General features: G+C 71.7%; 17 protein-coding genes. 2 read left to right on the top strand and 15 right to left on the bottom strand.

Translation table 11 applies throughout. The features are described 5' to 3' along the window. Positions 1-14: 14 nt before the first annotated feature. Positions 15-176 carry a hypothetical protein gene (locus tag ACFWV2_RS29600; RefSeq protein ID WP_030550482.1) on the bottom strand — a complete coding sequence of 54 codons (162 nt, stop codon included), beginning with the start codon at positions 174-176 and terminating at the stop codon, positions 15-17. A 220-nt stretch (positions 177-396) separates the two neighbouring features. Here ACFWV2_RS29600 and ACFWV2_RS29595 point away from each other — a divergent pair, with 220 nt between their 5' ends. Next, positions 397-1,524 (top strand): M48 family metallopeptidase, encoded by a 1,128-nt coding sequence (locus ACFWV2_RS29595; protein ID WP_384409555.1) that lies wholly within the window; start codon positions 397-399, stop codon positions 1,522-1,524. Here ACFWV2_RS29595 and ACFWV2_RS29590 read toward each other — a convergent pair. The 7 genes from ACFWV2_RS29590 to ACFWV2_RS29560 all read right to left on the bottom strand — a co-directional run bounded on the left by ACFWV2_RS29590 (position 1,509) and on the right by ACFWV2_RS29560 (position 8,492). Beyond that, positions 1,509-2,597 carry a hypothetical protein gene (locus ACFWV2_RS29590; protein WP_384409552.1) on the bottom strand — a complete coding sequence of 363 codons (1,089 nt, stop codon included), beginning with the start codon at positions 2,595-2,597 and terminating at the stop codon, positions 1,509-1,511. The two genes, ACFWV2_RS29595 and ACFWV2_RS29590, sit on opposite strands and share 16 nt — an antisense overlap. Positions 2,598-2,771: 174 nt before the next feature. Continuing rightward, a complete protein-coding gene (locus ACFWV2_RS29585) occupies positions 2,772-3,332 on the bottom strand; it encodes a hypothetical protein (protein ID WP_384409550.1) in 561 nt (186 codons plus the stop codon). Positions 3,333-3,428: 96 nt separating this feature from the next. Further along, positions 3,429-4,712, bottom strand: a complete 1,284-nt coding sequence (locus ACFWV2_RS29580; RefSeq protein WP_384409548.1) for a glutamate-5-semialdehyde dehydrogenase — start codon at positions 4,710-4,712, stop codon at positions 3,429-3,431. Between the two features lie 229 nt (positions 4,713-4,941). Then, positions 4,942-5,463, bottom strand: a complete 522-nt coding sequence (locus tag ACFWV2_RS29575; protein WP_360784234.1) for a hypothetical protein — start codon at positions 5,461-5,463, stop codon at positions 4,942-4,944. A 156-nt stretch (positions 5,464-5,619) separates the two neighbouring features. Next, entirely contained in the window at positions 5,620-6,723 is a 1,104-nt protein-coding gene (gene proB / locus ACFWV2_RS29570) for a glutamate 5-kinase (protein WP_384409591.1), read from the bottom strand. Positions 6,724-6,843: 120 nt separating this feature from the next. Next, positions 6,844-7,266 carry a GtrA family protein gene (locus tag ACFWV2_RS29565; protein ID WP_384409589.1) on the bottom strand — a complete coding sequence of 141 codons (423 nt, stop codon included), beginning with the start codon at positions 7,264-7,266 and terminating at the stop codon, positions 6,844-6,846. Positions 7,267-7,496: 230 nt separating this feature from the next. After that, on the bottom strand, positions 7,497-8,492 hold the full coding sequence (locus ACFWV2_RS29560) for a glycosyltransferase family 2 protein (RefSeq protein WP_384409546.1): 996 nt from the start codon (positions 8,490-8,492) through the stop codon (positions 7,497-7,499). 240 nt (positions 8,493-8,732) lie between these two features. On the opposite strand from ACFWV2_RS29560, the gene ACFWV2_RS29555 reads away from it, so the two are divergent. Further along, positions 8,733-10,424, top strand: a complete 1,692-nt coding sequence (locus ACFWV2_RS29555; protein WP_384409544.1) for a hypothetical protein — start codon at positions 8,733-8,735, stop codon at positions 10,422-10,424. A 100-nt stretch (positions 10,425-10,524) separates the two neighbouring features. On the opposite strand, the gene galE is transcribed toward ACFWV2_RS29555, so the two are convergent. From galE to rplU, 7 genes are all read right to left on the bottom strand, one after another. After that, positions 10,525-11,517 carry a UDP-glucose 4-epimerase GalE gene (galE, locus tag ACFWV2_RS29550; protein ID WP_360784242.1) on the bottom strand — a complete coding sequence of 331 codons (993 nt, stop codon included), beginning with the start codon at positions 11,515-11,517 and terminating at the stop codon, positions 10,525-10,527. A gap of 169 nt (positions 11,518-11,686) precedes the next feature. Then, complete coding sequence (locus ACFWV2_RS29545) at positions 11,687-12,841, bottom strand: glycosyltransferase (protein WP_384409542.1); 1,155 nt, start codon at positions 12,839-12,841, stop codon at positions 11,687-11,689. Continuing rightward, complete coding sequence (locus ACFWV2_RS29540) at positions 12,834-15,617, bottom strand: CDP-glycerol glycerophosphotransferase family protein (RefSeq protein ID WP_384409540.1); 2,784 nt, start codon at positions 15,615-15,617, stop codon at positions 12,834-12,836. The genes ACFWV2_RS29545 and ACFWV2_RS29540 overlap by 8 nt, the downstream gene beginning before the upstream one ends. Before the next feature lie 207 nt (positions 15,618-15,824). Further along, positions 15,825-17,462, bottom strand: a complete 1,638-nt coding sequence (locus tag ACFWV2_RS29535; RefSeq protein ID WP_384409538.1) for a glycosyltransferase — start codon at positions 17,460-17,462, stop codon at positions 15,825-15,827. A 138-nt stretch (positions 17,463-17,600) separates the two neighbouring features. Beyond that, on the bottom strand, positions 17,601-19,040 hold the full coding sequence (gene obgE, locus ACFWV2_RS29530) for a GTPase ObgE (RefSeq protein ID WP_384409536.1): 1,440 nt from the start codon (positions 19,038-19,040) through the stop codon (positions 17,601-17,603). 107 nt (positions 19,041-19,147) lie between these two features. Further along, entirely contained in the window at positions 19,148-19,402 is a 255-nt protein-coding gene (rpmA, locus tag ACFWV2_RS29525) for a 50S ribosomal protein L27 (RefSeq protein ID WP_030317577.1), read from the bottom strand. 13 nt (positions 19,403-19,415) lie between these two features. Continuing rightward, positions 19,416-19,736, bottom strand: coding sequence for a 50S ribosomal protein L21 (gene rplU / locus ACFWV2_RS29520; protein ID WP_030013082.1), 321 nt, complete (start codon positions 19,734-19,736; stop codon positions 19,416-19,418). Positions 19,737-19,977 lie beyond the last annotated feature (241 nt).

Here is a 19,977-nt window from a genome sequence, read left to right as displayed (position 1 = left end):
TCAGGGTCGCCGGTTCAGCGGTCGCGGTTGAAGCGGGTGGTGATCCACAGCAGCAGCATCAGGGCACCGAAGGCGCCGAAGCCGGTGAGGTAGGGGCTGAGGCTTTCGTGGTTGCCGCCGTGCTCGGCGCCCTCGGCGAGAGAGACCAGGTTCGCGGCGGTGCTGTGGAGGCTCATCTTCGGCAGACCTATCGATCGGGGATGGGAGCGGAGACTTCGCGCACATCGTATGCGGGCCGTGCGGACGCGCTCACGCCGACTCAGGCGTTGGCGTCATGGTCCTCCGTCGTCCCCGGTACCCGAGTTGTCCACAGGGCCCCGACGCGCGATGGCACCAACGCCTAGGCTGGGGTTCGTCAGGGGGACGAGCACCGACTCGTACGAACAGGGGGCATCCATGACCGAGAACGACCAAGGGAACGTGCCGAGCAGGCAGCGCAAGCGATTCCCCGGCATCTCCTCGCGGGCCTACGAGCATCCGGCCGACCGCTCGGCGCTGGTGGCGCTGCGCAAGCTCAGCGGTTTCGACACGGTCTTCAAGGCACTCAGCGGACTGCTGCCCGAGCGCAGCCTGCGGCTTCTCTTCCTCTCGGACTCCGTCCGGGTGAGCGACGCGCAGTTCAACCACCTCAACGAGATGCTGCGGGACGCCTGTTACATCCTGGACCTGGAGAAGGTCCCGCCGATGTACGTGGCGCAGGACCCGAAGCCCAATGCCATGTGCATCGGCCTCGACGAGCCGATCATCGTCGTCACCACCGGTCTGGTGGAGCTCCTCGACGAGGAGGAGATGCGGGCGGTCGTCGGCCACGAGGTCGGACACGCGCTCTCCGGGCACTCCGTGTACCGCACGGTGCTGCTCTTCCTCACCGGGCTCGCGCTCAAGATCGCCTGGATCCCGCTGGGAAACGTGGCGATCATGGCCATCGTGACGGCGCTGCGGGAGTGGTTCCGCAAGTCGGAGCTCTCCGCCGACCGGGCGGGGCTCCTCGTCGGGCAGGACGTGCAGGCCTCGATGCGCGGTCTGATGAAGATCGCCGGCGGCAACCACCTCCACGAGATGAACGTGGACGCGTTCCTCGCCCAGGCCGACGAGTACGAGAAGGCCGGTGACCTGCGGGACTCGGTCCTGAAGATCCTCAACGTCCTGCCGCGGACGCACCCCTTCACCACCGTCCGGGCGGCGGAGCTGAAGAAGTGGTCGGAGAGCCGCGACTTCCAGCGGATCATGGACGGTCACTACCCGAAGCGCTCGGAGGACAAGGACACCTCGGTCACGGACTCCTTCCGCGAGTCGGCCGGGCACTACGCCGACACGGTGCGGACCAGCAAGGATCCCCTGATGAAGCTGGTCGGGGACATAGCCGGGGGCGCCGGTGACCTGGCGGGCGACCTGGGCGGGCGGCTGCGCAGCCGGTTCGCCGGCGGCCAGGGCCCGAAGCAGTCGGACGACGGCGGAACGACCGCCGGGGACGACAAGGGCGGCCCGGCGAGCGGTGCCGGGGCCGGTCAGAGCGAGGGCTGAGCTCCGGGCGCCAGCGCTCCGCACAGCGAGGGGGCGGCGGGCCGGCCCGTGGCGTACGGGTCGGTGACCGCCGGGCCTCCGCCGTTCGCGGGGGCCCGTGCTCCGGCCAGGAGAGGCTCAAGGGCACCGGTCGTGTCCGCGCCGCACGCCTGCGGGCCCGCCTCGACGATGCTGGTCAGCAGTTCGGCCCGGTGCATGCGCAGGTCCTCGCGGTCGAAGCGGAAGCGCAGCTCGCGGTGGACGGTGAAGAGGGACGCCTCGGTGACCGGCCCCGCGCCCTGTCCGGCCGGGCGGAGGGCGTAGGTGTACGTGTGGTCCGCGGTGACGTCCAGGGTGTCGGGACCGGTCTCCTCGAAGCGCAGGGTGCCCTGGACGCGGGCGGCGGGGTCCGCGAGGGTCACCTGCCGGGGGTCGAAGCGGACGAGCCAGCCGGCGAGGGCGTGCCGGCCGTCGTCGGCCGGTGACTCGACGCTGCGGTCGAACTGTGCCAGCTGGTCCGGGTCGATCAGCAGCCGCGGGGGCCGTACGGTCGCTCCGGACAGGACGTCCGGCTCCAGGGAAGTGGCCACGAGGTAGTCCTTGGCGATGCTGAGGGCGGTGACGACCTGACTCTCGGCGAAGTGGGTGGTGCGTCCGGCGACGGGCAGGGTGATGCCGGCGGCTCCGACGCGGTGATCGGCGGCGGGGCTGTGGTCGAAGAGCCGGGCGGGCGCGCCGCCGGCGACGGGGCCCCGGGGGGCGAGCGGGACGACGGTGGTCCGCAGGGGCTCGGCCCGCTGGTCGGCGGGGGGCAGGTACGGGTTGCGGACGCCGAGGTAGATGGCGGTGCCGAAGGCGAGGAGGATCAGCAGGACCAGCAGGAGCGCCTGGCGGGAGCCGCTGCGGCCCTCCCTGGAGTAGTGACGGCTGCGGACTGCCAGGGCGTGCTCGCCCATCCGCTCCTGGGCGGAGAACTCCTGGAGGTGGGCAGCGCGGACGAACGCCTCGTCGAAGACGACGGATCGGTACTCGTCCTCACCACCGCCGGGGAAGCCCTCGGGTGTCCCCTCAGGCGGGTCGCCACGCCCTGCCATACCTTCAGGGTAGGTCTGCGGGGCCTTCGGTAAACGCCCAGGTGTACGACAAGTTCCTGCTATTCCGCCGTCGAAGCCCGGTGCGGCGGGAAACAGGCCGGAATCGGGTGGTTCGGCCTCTCGGGGGACGGCCGACGCCATACGGGGGACGCGGCCCCCGGGTGCGTGGGGGCGCTAGCCGGAGGACGCCGACCGGGCCGCGGGGGCGTGGGCGGCGGGCGGGGCCGGATGCGGCTTGGGGGTGTCGACGCCCGTCGTGGCGGGCGGAGGGATCTGGTCCTGGCGGTTGGCGGCGGCGCCCCGGTAGACGGCGCTGAAGGCCAGGACGACCATGCCGATCCCCATGAGGAGGGCGAGGACCCAGGCGACGGGGCGGTGCCAGCGTGCGCTGCCCCGGTAGGGGCGCAGGGCGCCGCCGTGGCGGCCGTAGGGGCTGGCGTCGTCGCCGATGTCGTCGGGCTCGTAGGTGGGGGTCTTGGGGTCGTGGAGGTCCTCGTAGGGGTCGTCGTCGCCCTGGCCTCCACCGGCGCGGGCGCGGGCCGCCTCGGCCTCCGCGCGGGCCTGGGCGGCTGCGAGGAGCCGCTCGACCGCGGTCGGTTCGTGAACGGTCGCCGCCCGGACGAAGTCCTCGTCGAAGACCACGTCGGCGTAGACCTCGTCGGCGCCTCCGCGGTCGACAGAGTCCTCGGGGTCACCGCCGTCCTGGAACGGCCTGCCCCCCACGTCGTCCGGCACGGATTCAGAGTAGACCCGCGAGGTGGTTTTGGGCAGGGAGAGTGCGAACCCTCCCCGCCCGCACCGAACCGCACCGGCCCGCACCGAAAGGAGGGATTACCGCACGTGGCCGTCACCGGTGACGATGTACTTGGTCGAGGTCAGCTCCGGAAGGCCCATGGGGCCACGGGCGTGCAGCTTCTGGGTGGAGATGCCGATCTCCGCGCCGAAGCCGAACTCGCCGCCGTCCGTGAACCGGGTGGAGGCGTTCACGGCGACCGTGGTGGAGTCGACCAGCTGGGTGAAACGGCGGGCCGCGGCCTGCGACGTGGTGACGATCGCCTCGGTGTGGCCGGAGGACCACGTGCGGATGTGCTCGACGGCCTTGTCGAGGGAGTCGACGACGGCGGCGGCGATGTCGTACGAGAGGTACTCGGTCTCCCAGTCCTCCGGCGTGGCCGGTACGACGGTGGCCTTGGAACCCTCGGCGTGGGCGAGGACCCGCTCGTCGGCGTGGACGGTGACGCCGGCCTCGGCGAGCGCGTCGAGGGCCCTCGGCAGGAAGGCCTCGGCGATGTCCCGGTGGACGAGGAGGGTCTCGGCGGCGTTGCAGACGCTGACCCGGTGCGCCTTGGAGTTGAGCAGGATCTCGACGGCCATGTCGAGGTCGGTCTGCGCGTCGACATAGACGTGGCAGTTGCCGGTGCCGGTCTCGATGACGGGGACGGTGGACTCCTCGACGACCGTCCGGATCAGGGAGGCACCGCCGCGCGGGATGAGGACGTCGACGAGGCCGCGGGCGCGCATCAGCTCGCGGACCGAGTCGCGGGACTCGCCGGGGACGAGCTGGATGGCGTCGGCGGGGAGGCCCGCGCCGCCGACGGCGTCCCTCAGGACCCGCACCAGGGCGGTGTTGGAGGCGTAGGCGGAGGACGAGCCGCGGAGCAGGACGGCGTTGCCGGACTTGAGGCAGAGGGCGGCAGCGTCGACGGTGACGTTGGGGCGGGCCTCGTAGATGATGCCGACGACGCCGAGCGGCACGCGGACCTGGCGCAGGTCGATGCCGTTGGGGAGGGTGGAGCCTCGGACGACCTCGCCGACGGGGTCGGGCAGCGCGGCCACGTCACGGACGTCGGCGGCGATGGCCCGGACGCGTTCCGGAGTGAGGGTGAGCCGGTCGATGATCGCCTCGCTGGTCCCGGCTTCGCGGGCCTTGGCGATGTCCTCGGCGTTGGCCTCGACGATCTCGGCGGTGCGGACTTCGAGGGCGTCCGCGATCGCCAGCAGGGCGTCGTCCTTGGCCGCGCGCGGGAGTGGCGCGATTTCGGCGGCGGCGCCACGGGCCCGGTAGGCGGCCCGGGTGACCGGGGACAGGTTGTCGAGGGGCGTGAGCGAGGTCATGCCCGCAGGGTACTGGCACCCCTACGGACATCCCTCACGTATCCCGCACTCCGAGACGTACGCCCCGGCCCGCGAGACGCACCCCCGCCACCCGGCGCGCGATCCCGCAGCCGCCCGGCCCGCGAGGCGCCCGCCCGCCGTCCGGGCCGGGAGACCCGCCCCTGACCCGGCCCGCGATATGCCCGGCCTCGATACGCCCGGCCCGCGATACGCACGGCCCGGGGCCCGCTCAGTACGGGTGGACGCCGACGGGGGCGGCGGGGGGCGGGCCGTAGCCCTCCGCGATCCGCTGGTGGTAGGTCTCGCGGTCGATGACCTCCAGGCCGACGATCTCCCATGGCGGCAGTTTGGCGGTCTGCCGGTGCTCACCCCACAGGCGCAGGGCGACGGCCGCGGCGTCGTGCAGGTCGCGGGCCTCCTCCCAGTACCGGATCTCGGCGTGGTCGTTCGCGTACCGGCTGGTCAGCAGGAAGGGATGGTCGTGGGCCAGCTGTTCCAGCCCTCGGCGCACCTCTTTCAGCGGTGACTCCACACCCGAAACGCTGAGGGTGATGTGCCAGAGTTTGGACACGGGCTGTTCCCTGGCGCGTGCCTCACGCGCTTCGCGAACCTCACGTGTCTCGGTGGTGGTCTCGGTCTTTCTCTCCGTGGACCTGTCCCGTGCCTCGTCGAAGTCGGCTCCGGCCTCGACACTGGTCAGGGCGCGTTCGGCAGTCCCTCGGGGCAGAGCCCCTGGGCGCGCTCGTCTCACCGGCGGCCTCCTGTGTGATGCGTGTGGTGCTGTACCCCGCCCTGCTCTTAACCCCCGAGACAAAGTTGACCAGCCCGAGGCGGCATGTGGGGCGGTTTTGGTGAACGTCCCTTCCGGATGGCCGCACTTTCAGCCGTTTCGGGAGGGACGCGAGGGTCAGCGGATGACGACCAGATCGTCGCGGTGGACGACCTCCCGCTCGTACTCGGGCCCGAGGTCCTTGGCCAGCTCGTGGGTGGAGCGCCCGAGCATCCGGGGCATCTCCTTGGCGTCGAAGTTGACGAGGCCACGGGCGACGGCCCGGCCGGCGGTGTCGCGGAGTTCGACGGGGTCACCGGCCACGAAGTCACCCTCGACTCCCGCGACACCGGCGGCGAGCAGGGACTTCTTGCCTTCGACGACCGCCCGTACGGCCCCGTCGTCCAGGGTCAGGGAGCCCTGGGGGGTGGAGGCGTGGGCGAGCCAGAGGAGCCGGTCGGCGGAGCGGCGGCCGGTGCGGTGGAAGTACGTACCGGTGTCACGGCCGGTGAGGGCGTCGGCGGCGCGGCTCGCGGAGGTGAGGACGACGGGGATGCCCGCGGCGGCGGCGATACGGGCGGCCTCGACCTTGGTGACCATGCCGCCGGTGCCGACGCCCGCCTTGCCGGCCGAGCCGATCTCCACGTGGGCGATGGACTCCGGTCCGGTGACCTCGGCGATCCTCGACGTTCCGGGCCTGGCCGGGTCCCCGTCGTAGAGACCGTCGACATCGGAGAGCAGGACGAGCAGGTCGGCGCGGACGAGATGGGCGACGAGGGCCGCGAGCCGGTCGTTGTCGCCGAAGCGGATCTCGTCCGTGGCGACGGTGTCGTTCTCGTTGACGACGGGCAGCGCGCCCATGGCGAGGAGCTGGTCGAGGGTCCGGTACGCGTTGCGGTAGTGGGCGCGGCGGCTGGTGTCGTCGGTGGTGAGGAGGACCTGTCCGACCCGGACGCCGTAGCGTGCGAAGGAGGCGGTGTAGCGGGCGACCAGGAGGCCCTGGCCGACGCTGGCGGCCGCCTGCTGACGGGCGAGGTCCTTGGGGCGGCGGGTGAGGCCGAGGGGCGCGAGGCCGGCGGCGATGGCGCCGGACGAGACGAGGACGATCTCCTTCTCGCCGCCGCTGCGGACCTTGGCGAGCACGTCCACGAGGGCGTCGACGCGGTCGGCGTCGAGGCCCCCGGAAGCCGTGGTGAGCGAGGAGGAGCCGACCTTGACGACGATCCTGCGGGCCTCCGCCACGTACTGCCTCGCCACGTCCGTCCGTCCCGTCACCTGCGTCGTCACGTGTGTCGCCACCTGCGTCGTCCTCACTCGGCTGTCCCGCGCGCCGCGTGCTCCCCGCCGCGGCTGCCAGGCAATCTACGCGAGCCGGGAGGGCTGCCGCTCGTCCGTTTCGCTCCCTGGACCGGAGGCGGGGGGATCCTGCCCGGCGTTCCGGGGCACGAGGATGCGCTGGGAGATCAGGTAGGTGAACGGGATGGCGACGACGGCCGCGACGAGTGGCGCGATCCTGTCGTCCATGCCTGCCCAGGTGACGAGCGCGTACAGCCCGACGCTCTGGACCAGGTAGTTGGTGACGTTGGTGAGGGGGAACAGGGCGAACTTCTTCCAGGTCGGCCTGGTCCGATAGGTGAAGTAGGTGTTGAGGAAGAAGGAGCCGATCATGCTGAGGAGGAAGGCGAGGGAGTACGCGGCGAAGTACGGCATCCACGGGTGGAGCAGCAGGTAACAGCCGAAGAAGGTGCCGGTGTTGACCCCGCCGACGAGGGCGAAGCGGAACATCTCGGCGAGCCGCCCGCGCCGCGCCCCGACCACGGCCGACGCGCCCGCCCCGGCCGACGCCGAACCGCCCGCAACAGCCGACGGACCCGTCCCCGACGTCCCCTTCCCCGTCCCCGCCGCCCCGGACGACGCCGCCCCGGACGACGCCCGCTCCCCCGCCCCGGACGACGCCGGCGTTCCCGCGTCGGGCGACGTCGGCCGGTCGCCCGGGCCGCCCCGGGACGGCGTCATCAGCGCTCGCTCTCGGTGGCGGCGACGCGGATCCGTTCGGCGGCGGCGCGTTCGGCGGCGGCCCGGCCGAAGGAACGGTGGGTCTCCTTCACGAGGAAGTGCGGCCGGCGCTTGGTCTCGTAGTAGATGCGGCCGATGTACTCGCCGATCAGGCCCAGCATCACCATCTGCACACCCCCCAGGCCCACGATGATCGCGACCAGGGTGACATAGCCGGGGGCGGTGACGCCCTGGGTGATGGCGGTGGCTGCCACCCAGACGGCGTAGAGGGCGGCGAGGCCGCTGAGCATCATCCCGAGCCAGAGCGCGATGCGCAGCGGTCGGTTGTTGAAGGAGATGAGCCCGTCCATGCCGTAGTTGACCAGCGAGCTGAACTTCCACTTCGTCTCGCCGCCCTCGCGCGCGGCGTTCTGGTAGTCGAAGGTGACGGTGTCGAAGCCGATCCAGGAGAAGAGACCCTTGGAGAAGCGGTTGTACTCGGGCAGCGAGAGCAGGGCGTCGACGGCCGTCCGCGACAGCAGGCGGAAGTCGCCTACGCCGTCCGTGAGTTCCACGTCCACCCAGCGGTTGACGGCACGGTAGTACATACGGCTGAGCGCGGAGCGGAGCTTCTTGTCGCCTTCGCGGGTCCGCCGCGCCATGACCTGGTCGTGGCCCTGGTGGTGCAGGTCCAGCATCCGCGCGAGGAGCTCGGGCGGGTGCTGGAGGTCGGCGTCCATGATGACCACGGCGTCACCGGTGGACTTGCGCAGGCCGGCGAGCATGGCGGCCTCCTTGCCGAAATTGCGGCTGAAGGAGGCGTACTGGGTCTGGTGCGGGTGCCGGGCGGCGATCTCACGGAGCTTGCCCAGCGTTCCGTCGGAGCTGCCGTCGTCGACGTAGCAGATCTCGTAACCGACGGGGAGGGTGTCGAGCACCTGTCGCATTCGCGCATCGAAGCGCTCGACGACGTCCTCCTCGTTGTAACAGGGGACGACGACGGAAAGCCTGGTCATGGAACGGTCACTCCAGAGGGATGGGCGAGAGTACGTCCTGAAGGACCGCCACCGGACTCTCCTTCGAGCAGCGCGGCCACGGTACGGAGCGGTGGTGACCGCCCGGCATCGCCCACGTGACCGCCCCTGGTCGGCATGTCGTCCATGCAGCAAAGCATGCGGGGAAGATATTGATGTACGTGCCATTTCACCCATTCGTCACCCATAGGGACGACCTCGGGCCAGCAGGAGCGATCACCGGTGAGCAGGACGACCATCTCGGAGCGCGGTGAGGTACGGAGGCCGGAGGGCGGGGACGAGACAGGGACCGCTTACGGAGGGCGGCTCCCCCGGGTGCTGCGCGGTGTCGCGCTCGTGGTCGCCGTCTGCGCCGGGGCGCTGCTCTCGGTCGGCGCCTTCCTCGGCCTGTACGTACGCCCCACGTCGGACGACTGGTGTGCGCTCTGGAAGGCCCGGGACATGGGCGTCCTGGGCATCACCGCGGACTTCTACCTCACCCAGAACGGCCGGGTCACCAACGCCTTCCTGACCGGCCTGCTCTATTCCGACGACATGCGGGGGCCGAAGCTGCTGCCCGCCTTCCTCGTCGTCGTGCTCGGCGCCGGCCTGTTCCTCCTCGCCGGGGCGGCGCTGCGCGCGCTGCGCCCCGTCACACGGGCGGGTGAAGAGCCCGTCGTCCCGCTCGTGGCCGCGGCGGCGCTCCTGTCCGCCCTGCTGTTCTTCGCCGGCACCCGCTCGTACCAGGTACTGCTCTGGGCGCCGGCGACGATCTCCCACACCCTGCCGAGCGTCATCGGGCTCTGGGCCGTCCTCGGCTGCGTCCGGGCCGCGCGCTGCGGTGTGCGGTGGGCCAAGACCGCGGCGGTCACGTCGGCGCTCCTGGTCGGGGCGGCGATCGGCATGCTGAGCGAACCGTTCACCCTGGTGGCCGGGCTCTTCGCGGTCACCGTGGGCGTCGTCTGCCTGCCCCGGTTCGGCTGGGCGCGCGACCGGTACGTGTCCACCTGGTGCGCGGCGGCCTGCCTGGGGCTCCTCTGCGGCCTCGCTCTCCTCTCCACCTCACCCGGCGCGCGCTGGCGACGGGCCCAGCGTCCGCAGGAACCGCTGTCGGCGGAGAGGATCGGGGAGACGTTCCACGACTGGTGGCGCCTCTGGCAGACGATCGGCGGCCAGTGGGCGTATCTGGGGGCCGTCGCCGTCGGCGCGCTCCTCGGCCTGGCGCTGGCCGCCGCCGGACCTCGGCAGGACGGCGGCGGCGCCGGCCGGGACATGTCTCCTGGCGGCGATCGGGGCACGTCTCCGCCCGCCGGCCGGGACACGTCTCCGCCCGCCGGCCATGACCTCACGCCGCTGGTCGATCGAGACATCCACCGGAGCGATACCCGGGACGCCCGCCGGAGCGCACGCGGGCTTCCCCCGCGCGCGCTGTTCCGGGTGGTGGTGCTCCTGCCGCTGCCGCTGATCGCCCTCGCGAGCCTGGCCGTCGTCTTCGGCCTGCGCAGCGGTTACGGGGTCGTCGGCTGGACGTACGGCCGCACCTGGACGAGTTTCCTCCTGCCGCTGCTGCTCGTCCTCTGCGCGTACGGCGCGTGGGGCGGCCACCTCGTCGGACGGCGTCTGCTGGTGCCCTGGCGCCCCGCCGCCCGCGCCGCCGCGCTCGTGGGGATCGGCGCGGTCGCCCTCGGCAGCGCGGTCGCCCTGGTGCAGCCGGTGTACGAGCTGAGTACGAGCACGGTGGTGCGCGCTGTCGCCTGGGACCGCCAGACCGCCCGCATCCGGGACGAGGCGGCGGCCGGCGCCCGGGAGGTCACGTACCGGCCGCTCCTCATCGGCGGCCTCAGCGAACCCCTCTTCGCGTCCACGTACCAGCGGGACTGGGCGGCGCAGTGCGCGGCCCGGTACTACCGCGTGGACCGCATCCACCGCCCCTGAGGGCCCGTCACCCCGGCGGACGGCAGACGGAAGCGGGGTGCCCCCACCCGGGGCGCCCCGCTTCACGAAAGCCTGCCGCAGCTGGGTGCGGTCGGGCGTGTCAGACGGTCGCGCGCACCGCGCGGTTCGCGCTCCAGCCCTCCCAGGCCGAGCTGATCATGGAGCGGACGTCGTGCCGCGCCTTCCAGCCCAGCTCCGACTCGATGCGCTTCGCCGACGCCACCACACGAGCCGGGTCACCCGGGCGGCGCGGGGTGACCAGGGGCTCGACGCTGTGCCCGGTGACCTCGTTGATGAGGTTCACCATCTCGCGCACCGACACGCCCTCGCCGCGCCCGATGTTCAGGGTCAGCGTGGCGGTCTCGCCGGCCTCGCCCGCCGCGGCGAGCGCGCGGGCCGCTGCCAGGTGCGCGTCCGCGATGTCGGCGACGTGGATGTAGTCGCGGATGCAGGTGCCGTCCGGCGTCGGGTAGTCGTCACCGAAGATGCGCGGGGACTCGCCGGCGTCGAGGCGCTCGAAGACCATCGGCACCAGGTTGAAGACGCCGGTGTCGGCGAGCTCCGGGGCCGCGGCGCCCGCCACGTTGAAGTACCGCAGGCAGGCCGTGGACAGGCCGTGGGCCTGGCCGACGGCACGCGCCATCCACTCGCCGACCAGTTTGGTCTCGCCGTACGGGCTGAGGGGCAGGCACTCGGTGTCCTCGGTGACGAGGTCCACGTCGGGCATCCCGTACACGGAGGCGGAGGAGGAGAAGAGGAAGCTCTTCACGCCCGCGGAGGCGGCCGCGTCGAGGATGGTCTGCAGACCCGTCACGTTCTCGTGGTAGTAGAACAGCGGCTTCTCGACGGACTCGCCGACCTGCTTCTTGCCGGCCAGGTGGACGATTCCCGTGATCCGGTGCTCGCGCAGCACCCGGTCGAGGAACTCGCGGTCGAGGACCGTGCCCTGCTCCAGGACGATGCCCTCGGGGAGGCGCGCCGGGTTGCCGGTGCTGAGGTCGTCGACCACGACGACGTGCTCGCCGCCCTCGGTCATTGCTTTGACGACGTGGGAACCGATGTAACCGGCGCCGCCGGTGATGAGCCAGGTCATTCCGACAGTGTAATCACAGCGTCCCGGGGCCCCGGCGTGTCCGGACGTGGCCCCCGACACGCGGAAGCCCCGCCCCCGCAGGTGCGGGGACAGGGCTTCCGGACGCGAGCGGGGAGCGGGGCCGGGAGAGCTAGGGCCCGCGAGCCCGGCATGATCCAAACGAAAGGCCCTAGCGCTCGATCTCCGCGAACGCCGCGTCCCACTGGTCGAGGACGTGCGGCAGCGCCAGGTGCGCGACGTGCTCCCGCCCCGCCCTGCCGTAGCGCTGGCGCATCGCGCCGTCGTCCATCAGCTCACCGAGCGCGGCGGCGAGCGCCGGCACGTCGGCCGGCGGGACCAGGGTGCCCGAGACGCCGTCAGCGACGAGTTCCCGGACACCGCCCGAGACGTCGAAGCTCACGCACGGCACACCGCAGGCGGCGGCCTCGGCCAGCGCCATCGGGCGGCCCTCGCGCTCACTGCTGATCGCGACGACGGACAGCTCGCGGTAGGCGGCGGCCATGTCCTGGGCCGTGCCGCGGAAGACGACCTGGTCGGCGACGCCCAGGTCCTCGGCGCGCATCCGGAGCTCGCCCTCCAGCGGGCCCTCACCGAAGAGGTGCAGCTCCCAGCCGTCGCGACCCTTGTGCGCCTCAGCGAAGGCCTCGATCATCCGGTCGTACCGCTTGATCGGGTCGAGCCGGCCGACGGCGCCGATCTTGCGGGTGTCGAGCGGGGCCAGCTCGTCGGGGAAGAACGGGAGCGGGTTCGGCATGACCCGCACGTTCGGCACGCGCTGGTTGACGAACTCGACCGCGTCGCCCTCGGAGAGCACCATGGTCTGTTCGAGCCTCGGGTAGTGACGGCGGATCAGGCCCAGGTTGGCACTCCGCTTCGCCTGCGCGAAGGACTCGTGGTACTGCCCGATGCCCTTGAGGTGTCCCCACTTCAGCGGCATGACCCAGTCCACCGCCCACGGCGAGCCGAAGACGATGTAGCCGTCCTCGACCTCGGCGAGCTTGCGCTCGAACTCCGCCCGCGCGTTGTCCCGGTCGGACCGGGCCCGCCGCGCGTCGGCGCGCCGCGCCAGGCTGATCCGGTCGCCGACCGTGCGCACGGGCGGCTTGGGCTCGGACGGCGCCGGGTAGAGCGTCGAGTGGCCGTACGCGCGCGTGGCGTTGTACGGGAACGGCTCCGGGCTCGGGCGGATGCCGATCAGCTCGACGCGGTGACCGCGCTCCCCCATGCCCTGGGCGAGGGTGTGCAGCACCCGCTGGGATCCGCCCATCGAGTCGACGTCGATGCCGACGAAGAACACGTTGCGGACAGGGGATGCCTCACTCATGGGTGCCGCCTTCGAAAAAAGCATCGACCACCATCTTGCTGGCGTGGCCGGTCTCGTACGAGCAGAACATTTCCTGGAAGCGCGCGTACCGCTGGGCGTGGCGCTCCTGGGTGCCCTCCAGGTCCCGCACGACGGCGGCGAGGTCCTCGGTGGTCGTCACCATCGGCCCCGGCGCGATGTCCTCGAGGTCGTAGTACGTGCCGCGGTCGCCGCCCTTGTACGCCTCGTAGTCGTCCGTGTAGAGGACGATCGGGCGGCCGGTGTTGGCGTAGTCGAACATCAGCGACGAGTAGTCCGTGAGGACCGCGTCCGAGGCCAGCATCACGTCGTTGATGTCGGCGAAGGAAGAGCCGTCGCGCAGGAAGTGACCCAGCTCCGGAGCGATCTTGAACCGGTCGTACGGGTGGGTCCGCACGACGATGATCCACTCGTCGGACAGGTGCGGGGCCAGCGCCTCGAAGTCCACGCGCACCGACTGGCCGGTGCGGCGGGCCGCGTCACGGAAGGTCGGCGCGTAGAGCAGGACCTTCTTGTCGGCCGGGATGTTCAGGGCCTCGCGGACCTCTGCGGCCCTGGCCTGCTGCTCGGGCTCGGCCCAGCGCACCAGCACGTCGTTGCGCGGGTAGCCGGAGCGGATCAGGTCGGCGGACACCTCGAAGGCCGGGACGAAGGTCCGCTCGAACTCGGCGCTCGGGCAGACGAGCGCGTCCCAGCGGCCCACGGCGGCGCGGAAGCGCCCCTTCTCGATGTCCGAGGCGCCCCGCAGCGACGGCACGTCGAAGCCCATCGCCTTGAAGGTCTGCCCGTGCCAGGTCTGGAGGTACCGGGTGCCCTTCGGCTTCGGGTACAGGTAGGGCAGGTTGTGCGAGTCGACCCAGTAGGTGGCGCGGGCCAGCGCACGTCCGTACGCGAAGCTTCCACGCCGGACGAGGGTGACGTCCTCGGGGAAGGACGAGCGGTCGCCGGAGTACGACCAGACCACGTCGATCGGGAGGTTCCGGCGCTTGAGCTCCTCGTAGATGTAGCGCGGGCTGTCGGCGTAACCGCGGCCCTCCAACGCCTCGAACACGGCGAGGCTGCGCTTGCGCGGGAGCTTGGACACGGCGTCGTACGCGGTGGCCTTGCCCTCGTTGCCGACGAGGATCTTCCTGACCTTGCCGACCTTGCCCTTGGCCTTGCGGGCGTAGGGGCCGAGCGGTTCGAGGGACTTCAGGACACCGGACCGCTGCCAGGTCACCTCAAGGCGTCCGGCACCCTTCTGCTCCGCCCTGACGCGGAGGTGGTGGATGCCGAACGTGTGGTACGTGACGGTGGCACGGAAGTCCGGCTGGTCGTGCTGGGCCAGCAGGATGTCCGTACGCCGGGCACCGTCGCGCTCCAGGGCGACCACCGGGTGGCGGCGGGTCGCCACGCCGACCTTGCCGACGGGCACCTTGCGCAGGTCGAGCGCGGCCTTGGAGACGTACTGCCCGTCGCCCTCCGGGTGGAGGGTCAGGGGCACCGTGAGCGGCGTCTTGTGCGCGGCCAGCTTCACCGAGGCCTGGGTGTCCTCGGTGATCAGACCGGCCGGGTCGTACGTGTGGATCTCCAGGTGCAGGACCGGGCCCCGCATCGTCACGGAGGTCAGCTCGTGCCGGATGCGGCCGGTGGCGAGCACCTGCTCGCGCATGTACCACTCGCTGATGTCGAGTGCGGCGCGGCTCGTGTCGTCGGTGGGGGCGACGGCGCCCCAGTAGGTGGCCTCGCCCTCCTCGGTCGCGAAGCGCGGGGCGAGCTGCGGCCGGCCCAGCTGGCGGGCGGCGACCTGGAGCTCGTCGAGGCGGCCGGTGCGCAGCAGGTGGATGCAGATGCGCTCCTCGCGGGAGAGCCGGGCGTAGGTCTCGTCGGAGATCTCGTCCAGGTAGGGGTTGACCACGTCGGCGAACTCGGCGACCCAGTCGGTGTCACGGAACGGCAGGTCGCCCAGGTACAGCCGGAAGTCGTGGCGGAGGAACTTGTAGTCCTTCTCCGCGCGCAGCTCCCCCCGGCCGTTCTCCTCGAACCAGGTGTCGATGAGCCGGGCCACGCCGATGCGGTCCGCGACGTTCTGGATCTTGTGACGGCTGGAGGAGATGGAGACGCTCTCGGGCGCCAGACGCCAGGTGTAGACCGACCACGGGACGACGGCGAAGGTCTCCGCGAGCGAGAACGCCTGCGCGGAGAACAGCTGGTCCTCGTAGTGGATGCCCTCGGGGAAGGTGAGCGCGTTGTCCCGGATGAAGGAGGTCCGGTAGAGCTTGTTCGTCGACAGGTGGTCGAAGAAGTACTCGGGGCGCTCGGCGATGCCGTTCACGACCCGCTTCTCGGTGAAGAGGTGCGGGTACCAGAGGCCGGTGGTGTTCGACTCCTCGAAGAGGCGGGTCACCTCTCCGGTGACGAAGTCGACCCCGGTCTCCTCGGCGACGAGGAGCAGGCTCTTGCAGGCGTGACGGGGAAGCTCGTCGTCGCTGTCCAGGAACATGATGTGCGGGGCGCGCGCCACCGCGATGCCGCGGTTACGGGGCGCGCTGCAGCCGCCGCTGTTCTGCTCGAGCCGCACGTAGCGTACGCGCGGGTCGGAGGCCTCCAGAGAACGCGCGACGCGCTCGGTGCCATCGGTCGAACAGTCGTCGGCGATGATCACTTCGAGGTTGTTCAGGGTCTGGTCGAGAATCGACCGGACCGCTCGGGGGAGCCGTTCCTCATCGTTGTAGACGATGACGACGACGCTCACATCAGGGACGTCGCTAGTCGGCATCCAAGTCCTCTCACACGTGCACGCGGCGACGTCCGGTGCATGTCCCGGTCTGCCACGGAGCTGCCCACGCCACGAACGTGGCGCGCTTCTTGATCAGGGGTGCGGGGTCGCGCTCACACTTGTTCGATGAACGCCCCCCAGCGACCGGCAAGACTACCCGGCGGGAAGAATTGTTCCATAACTCATCTCCCGCGCATCGGGTGATGTTCACCGCATCGCCAGCAGTCTCCTGAACCGCCCCGACACGACCCGGCGGGCCCCGGACGCACCCCCCGCGAGCCGCACGATCAGCCCGCGCCGCGCCGAGGCCACCACCTGGACGAGCAGCACCCGGCCCAGCCTCCCGAGGACCATGCCACGTCGGCCCACGAACCCCTCCGGGGCCCTGACCTCGGCGTTTCCGGTCGATCCGTCCGCGTACCGCAGCTCGGCACGGAGCGACCACGCGGCGAGTCGGCCGGCCCGCAACAGCTTCGCGGTGGGCAGCGACACGTCGGCGGTCCAGCCCTCCGCGACGGGGAGCAGCGGCGCGTCGGCCGTCAGCTCGGCCGCCGAGACCCGCTCGGTGAACACGACGCGCACGGCGACAGGTCCGAGCGCGGCGACACGCCCGTACAGATCGTGGACGGTCAGGGTCAGGCGGGTCGACGCGCCGACGGCGACGGAACCGTCCACGGCGACGGGCAGCTCGGCCGGCCCGAGCTCGGCGAGACCCTCCATGGGTACGTCGGCGGGGGCGGCGGCCAGGACCGGCGTGTCGTCCTCGGCGCGCGGGTACGGCGGGACGAGCCGGGGACGGGGTGCGGCCAGCTCGACGAACCGGGTCAGCTCCCCTCCCCCGGGTACGGCGGTGAGCGCGGTGAGCGCGGCGTGCAGCCACCGGGACGGCGCCTGGGCGCCGGCCACCGCGGCGGCGTCGAAACCGGCCAGGTGGGCGCGGGTCACCGTCCACCAGCCGGCCCGGTAGGCGGCGGTCCGCTGCGGCAGTTCGCGCAGGTACATGGGGAGGTCGTAGTCGAGGAACTTGGTCTGCGCGGCCCGGGCGAGCGCGGGCCGTCCCGCCGTGCGGAACACGTCGACGACGGCGGCGTGCGCGGCGATCCGGTGCTCCCAGTTGGACAGGGAGGCACGGCGCAGCGAGATCGAGAGGGTGGCGGCCTGCCGCCGCACGTGCCACACGTACACGGGCACGTCGGTGACGGCGAGCCGGGGGGCGGCGGCCTGGACCCGGGCGCTGAAGACGAAGTCCTCGTAGTGGAAGGCGCCGTCGGGGAAGCGGATGGCGTGCCGGTCGAGGAAGTCACGGCGGTAGAGCTTGTTGACGGAGAGGGTGTCGAGGACGAACTCCGGGTGCCCCTCGATGCCCTCCAGCACCGTGCCGGGCAGCGTGGCGCCCTGGGACACGTCGTACAGCGACGGCGCCCAGACGGTCTCCCGGCCCTCGGGCAGCTCGCGCCGCACGCAGATCCCGGCGACGACGTCGGCGCGCCGCTCGGTGGCGACGGCGAGCAGCCCGTCGACGGCGCCGGGCAGCAGCAGGTCGTCGCTGTCGAGGAACAGGACGTACGGGTGGACGGCCGCGTCGACGCCGTCGTTACGGGGGGTGCCGCAGCCGCCGCTGTTCTCCCGGCGGATCACCGGCCGCACCCGAGGTTCGTCGGCGAACCCGGCGAGCACCTCGGGGGTCGCGTCCCCGGAGGCGTCGTCGACGACGACGACCTCACCGACCCCGTCGCCCTGGGCGAGCGCGGAACGGACGGCGTCGCCGACGTGCGCCGCGTCGTTGTACGCGATGACGACGACACTGACGCGCGCGGGGGCCTGCGGCCGGGGGGTCTCACTCACCCGTGAATCCTACGTGGCCCCCGTACGGCCTCCGGGTGACGGGAGCCCGCACGGCAGCCGGCCGGGCACCCGAGGGCGCCCGGCCGGCGAAGGACGGGGAGACCGGTCGGCGTCCGTGGACGCCGACCGGCCCACCCGCTAGAACGGGTCGAACTCGTCGAACTCCCGCTGCGCGTCGTCCCGCTCCGCGTCGCGGTCGCGGCGCCGCTGCGCCGCCGGACGCGGGGCCTCGAGACGGTGGTCCTCACCGCGGCGGCCGAGCATCTCGGCGCCGGCCATCATCGAGGGCTCCCAGTCGAAGACGACCGCGTTCTCCTCGGAGCCGATCGCGACGCCGTCGCCCGCGCGGGCACCGGCCTTCATCAGCTTGTCCTCGACGCCGAGGCGGTTGAGGCGGTCGGCCAGGTAGCCCACGGCCTCGTCGTTGCTGAAGTCGGTCTGGCGGACCCAGCGCTCCGGCTTCTCGCCGCGCACCCGGTACACGTCGTCGGCCTCGTCGTACGTGACCGTGAAGCCCGCGTCGTCGACGGCCTTCGGACGGATGACGATACGGGTCGCCTCCTCCTGCGGCTTGGCCGCGCGCGCCTCTGCGACGATGCCGGCCAGCGCGAAGGAGAGCTCCTTGAGGCCGAGACGGGCCACGGCGGAGACCTCGAACACCTGGTAGCCGCGCGCCTCCAGGTCCGGGCGGATCATGTCCGCGAGGTCCTGGCCGTCCGGGATGTCGACCTTGTTGAGGACGACGATGCGGGGCCGGTCCTCCAGACCGCCGTACTGCCGGAGCTCCTCCTCGATGGTGTCGAGGTCGGTGACCGGGTCGCGGTCGGACTCCAGCGTCGCCGTGTCCAGGACGTGCACGAGGACCGAGCAGCGCTCGACGTGCCGCAGGAACTCCAGGCCCAGGCCGCGGCCCTGGCTGGCGCCCGGGATCAGACCCGGGACGTCGGCGATCGTGTACACGGTCGAACCGGCCGTGACGACGCCCAGGTTCGGCACGAGGGTGGTGAAGGGGTAGTCCGCGATCTTCGGCTTGGCGGCCGAGAGGACCGAGATGAGCGAGGACTTGCCGGCGCTCGGGTAGCCGACGAGCGCCACGTCGGCGACGGTCTTCAGCTCCAGGACGATGTCCCGCGACTCGCCGGGCTCGCCGAGGAGCGCGAAGCCGGGGGCCTTGCGGCGCGCCGAGGACAGCGCGGCGTTGCCGAGGCCGCCGCGGCCGCCCTGGCCCGCGACGAAGGTGGTGCCCTGGCCGACCAGGTCGGCGAGCACGTTGCCCTGCTTGTCGAGGACGACGGTGCCGTCGGGCACGGCGAGGACCAGGTCCTGACCGTCCTTGCCGGAGCGGTTGTCGCCGGCGCCGGGCTGACCGTTGGTCGCCTTGCGGTGGGGCGAGTGGTGGTATTCGAGGAGCGTGGTGACCGCCTGGTCGACGACCAGGGTCACATCGCCGCCACGGCCGCCGTTGCCGCCGTCGGGTCCGCCGAGGGGCTTGAACTTCTCCCGGTGAACGGAGGCGCAGCCGTGGCCCCCGTTACCCGCGGCGACATGCAGCTCGACGCGGTCCACGAAGGTGGTCATGGTTCTGTGCCTCCAGTTACTTCTGGGTGGAATGTCTATCTAGTAACACGCGAAAGGCGGACCCGCTTCCCCTACGGGAAGTGAGGTCCGCCTCCGCAAAGATCCGATCAGGCGACCGGAACGATGTTCACGACCTTGCGGCCACGGTGGGTGCCGAACTGCACCGAACCGGCCTGCAGGGCGAACAGCGTGTCGTCGCCGCCACGGCCGACGCCGGAGCCCGGGTGGAAGTGGGTGCCACGCTGGCGGATCAGGATCTCACCCGCGTTGACGACCTGACCGCCGAAGCGCTTCACGCCGAGCCGCTGGGCATTCGAGTCGCGCCCGTTCCGGGTGGACGATGCGCCCTTCTTGTGTGCCATGTCTCAGTCCCTCTTACTTCGCAGCCGCGGGGATACCGGTGACCTTGATCGCCGTGTACTGCTGGCGGTGACCCTGGCGACGGCGGTAGCCGGTCTTGTTCTTGTAGCGCAGGATGTCGATCTTGGCGCCCTTGTGGTGGTCCACGACCTCGGCCGTGACCTTGATGCCGGCCAGGACCCACGGGTCGCTGGTCACGGCCTCGCCGTCGACAACGAGCAGGGTCGAGAGCTCGACCGTGTCGCCAACCTTGGCAGTGGAAATCTTGTCAACCTCAACGATGTCGCCGACAGCAACCTTGTGCTGGCGACCACCGCTGCGCACGATGGCGTACACGCGGATCTCTCTCTCACTCGGGATCGAAACCTCTGAAGCCAGCCGCTCACACGGACCCGAGGGCCCGCGGCGTTCCGGAATCGGACGAGCGGCCTCTCCCGACGAGCGGGAGGGAGTTGCTCAGAGGCGCGGGGGGGGGGGGGAGAAGCCCCCCGGCGCGGGGCAGCGGGGCCGGGCCGGGGCGCGCACAAACCACCCCAAGGGCCGCGACGCCCCCCCCCCCCCCCCCCGCCCCGCACCC

Source organism: Streptomyces sp. NPDC058671, assembly GCF_042716475.1.
In the GTDB taxonomy this organism is placed as follows: Bacteria; Actinomycetota; Actinomycetes; order Streptomycetales; family Streptomycetaceae; genus Streptomyces.
Note: the sequence above shows the minus strand (reverse complement) of the source record. Positions and strands in the feature narration are given on the sequence as shown.

What these genes read in the sequence shown, in the direction of transcription:
- ACFWV2_RS29600 (WP_030550482.1), bottom strand. Translation starts at nt 176, where the DNA reads ATGAGCCTCCACAGCACCGCCGCGAACCTGGTCTCTCTCGCCGAGGGC.
- ACFWV2_RS29595 (WP_384409555.1), top strand. Translation starts at nt 397, where the DNA reads ATGACCGAGAACGACCAAGGGAACGTGCCGAGCAGGCAGCGCAAGCGA.
- ACFWV2_RS29590 (WP_384409552.1), bottom strand. Translation starts at nt 2,597, where the DNA reads ATGGCAGGGCGTGGCGACCCGCCTGAGGGGACACCCGAGGGCTTCCCC.
- ACFWV2_RS29580 (WP_384409548.1), bottom strand. Translation starts at nt 4,712, where the DNA reads ATGACCTCGCTCACGCCCCTCGACAACCTGTCCCCGGTCACCCGGGCC.
- ACFWV2_RS29565 (WP_384409589.1), bottom strand. Translation starts at nt 7,266, where the DNA reads ATGTTCCGCTTCGCCCTCGTCGGCGGGGTCAACACCGGCACCTTCTTC.
- ACFWV2_RS29560 (WP_384409546.1), bottom strand. Translation starts at nt 8,492, where the DNA reads ATGACCAGGCTTTCCGTCGTCGTCCCCTGTTACAACGAGGAGGACGTC.
- galE (WP_360784242.1), bottom strand. Translation starts at nt 11,517, where the DNA reads ATGACCTGGCTCATCACCGGCGGCGCCGGTTACATCGGTTCCCACGTC.
- ACFWV2_RS29545 (WP_384409542.1), bottom strand. Translation starts at nt 12,841, where the DNA reads ATGAGTGAGGCATCCCCTGTCCGCAACGTGTTCTTCGTCGGCATCGAC.
- ACFWV2_RS29540 (WP_384409540.1), bottom strand. Translation starts at nt 15,617, where the DNA reads ATGCCGACTAGCGACGTCCCTGATGTGAGCGTCGTCGTCATCGTCTAC.
- obgE (WP_384409536.1), bottom strand. Translation starts at nt 19,040, where the DNA reads ATGACCACCTTCGTGGACCGCGTCGAGCTGCATGTCGCCGCGGGTAAC.
- rpmA (WP_030317577.1), bottom strand. Translation starts at nt 19,402, where the DNA reads ATGGCACACAAGAAGGGCGCATCGTCCACCCGGAACGGGCGCGACTCG.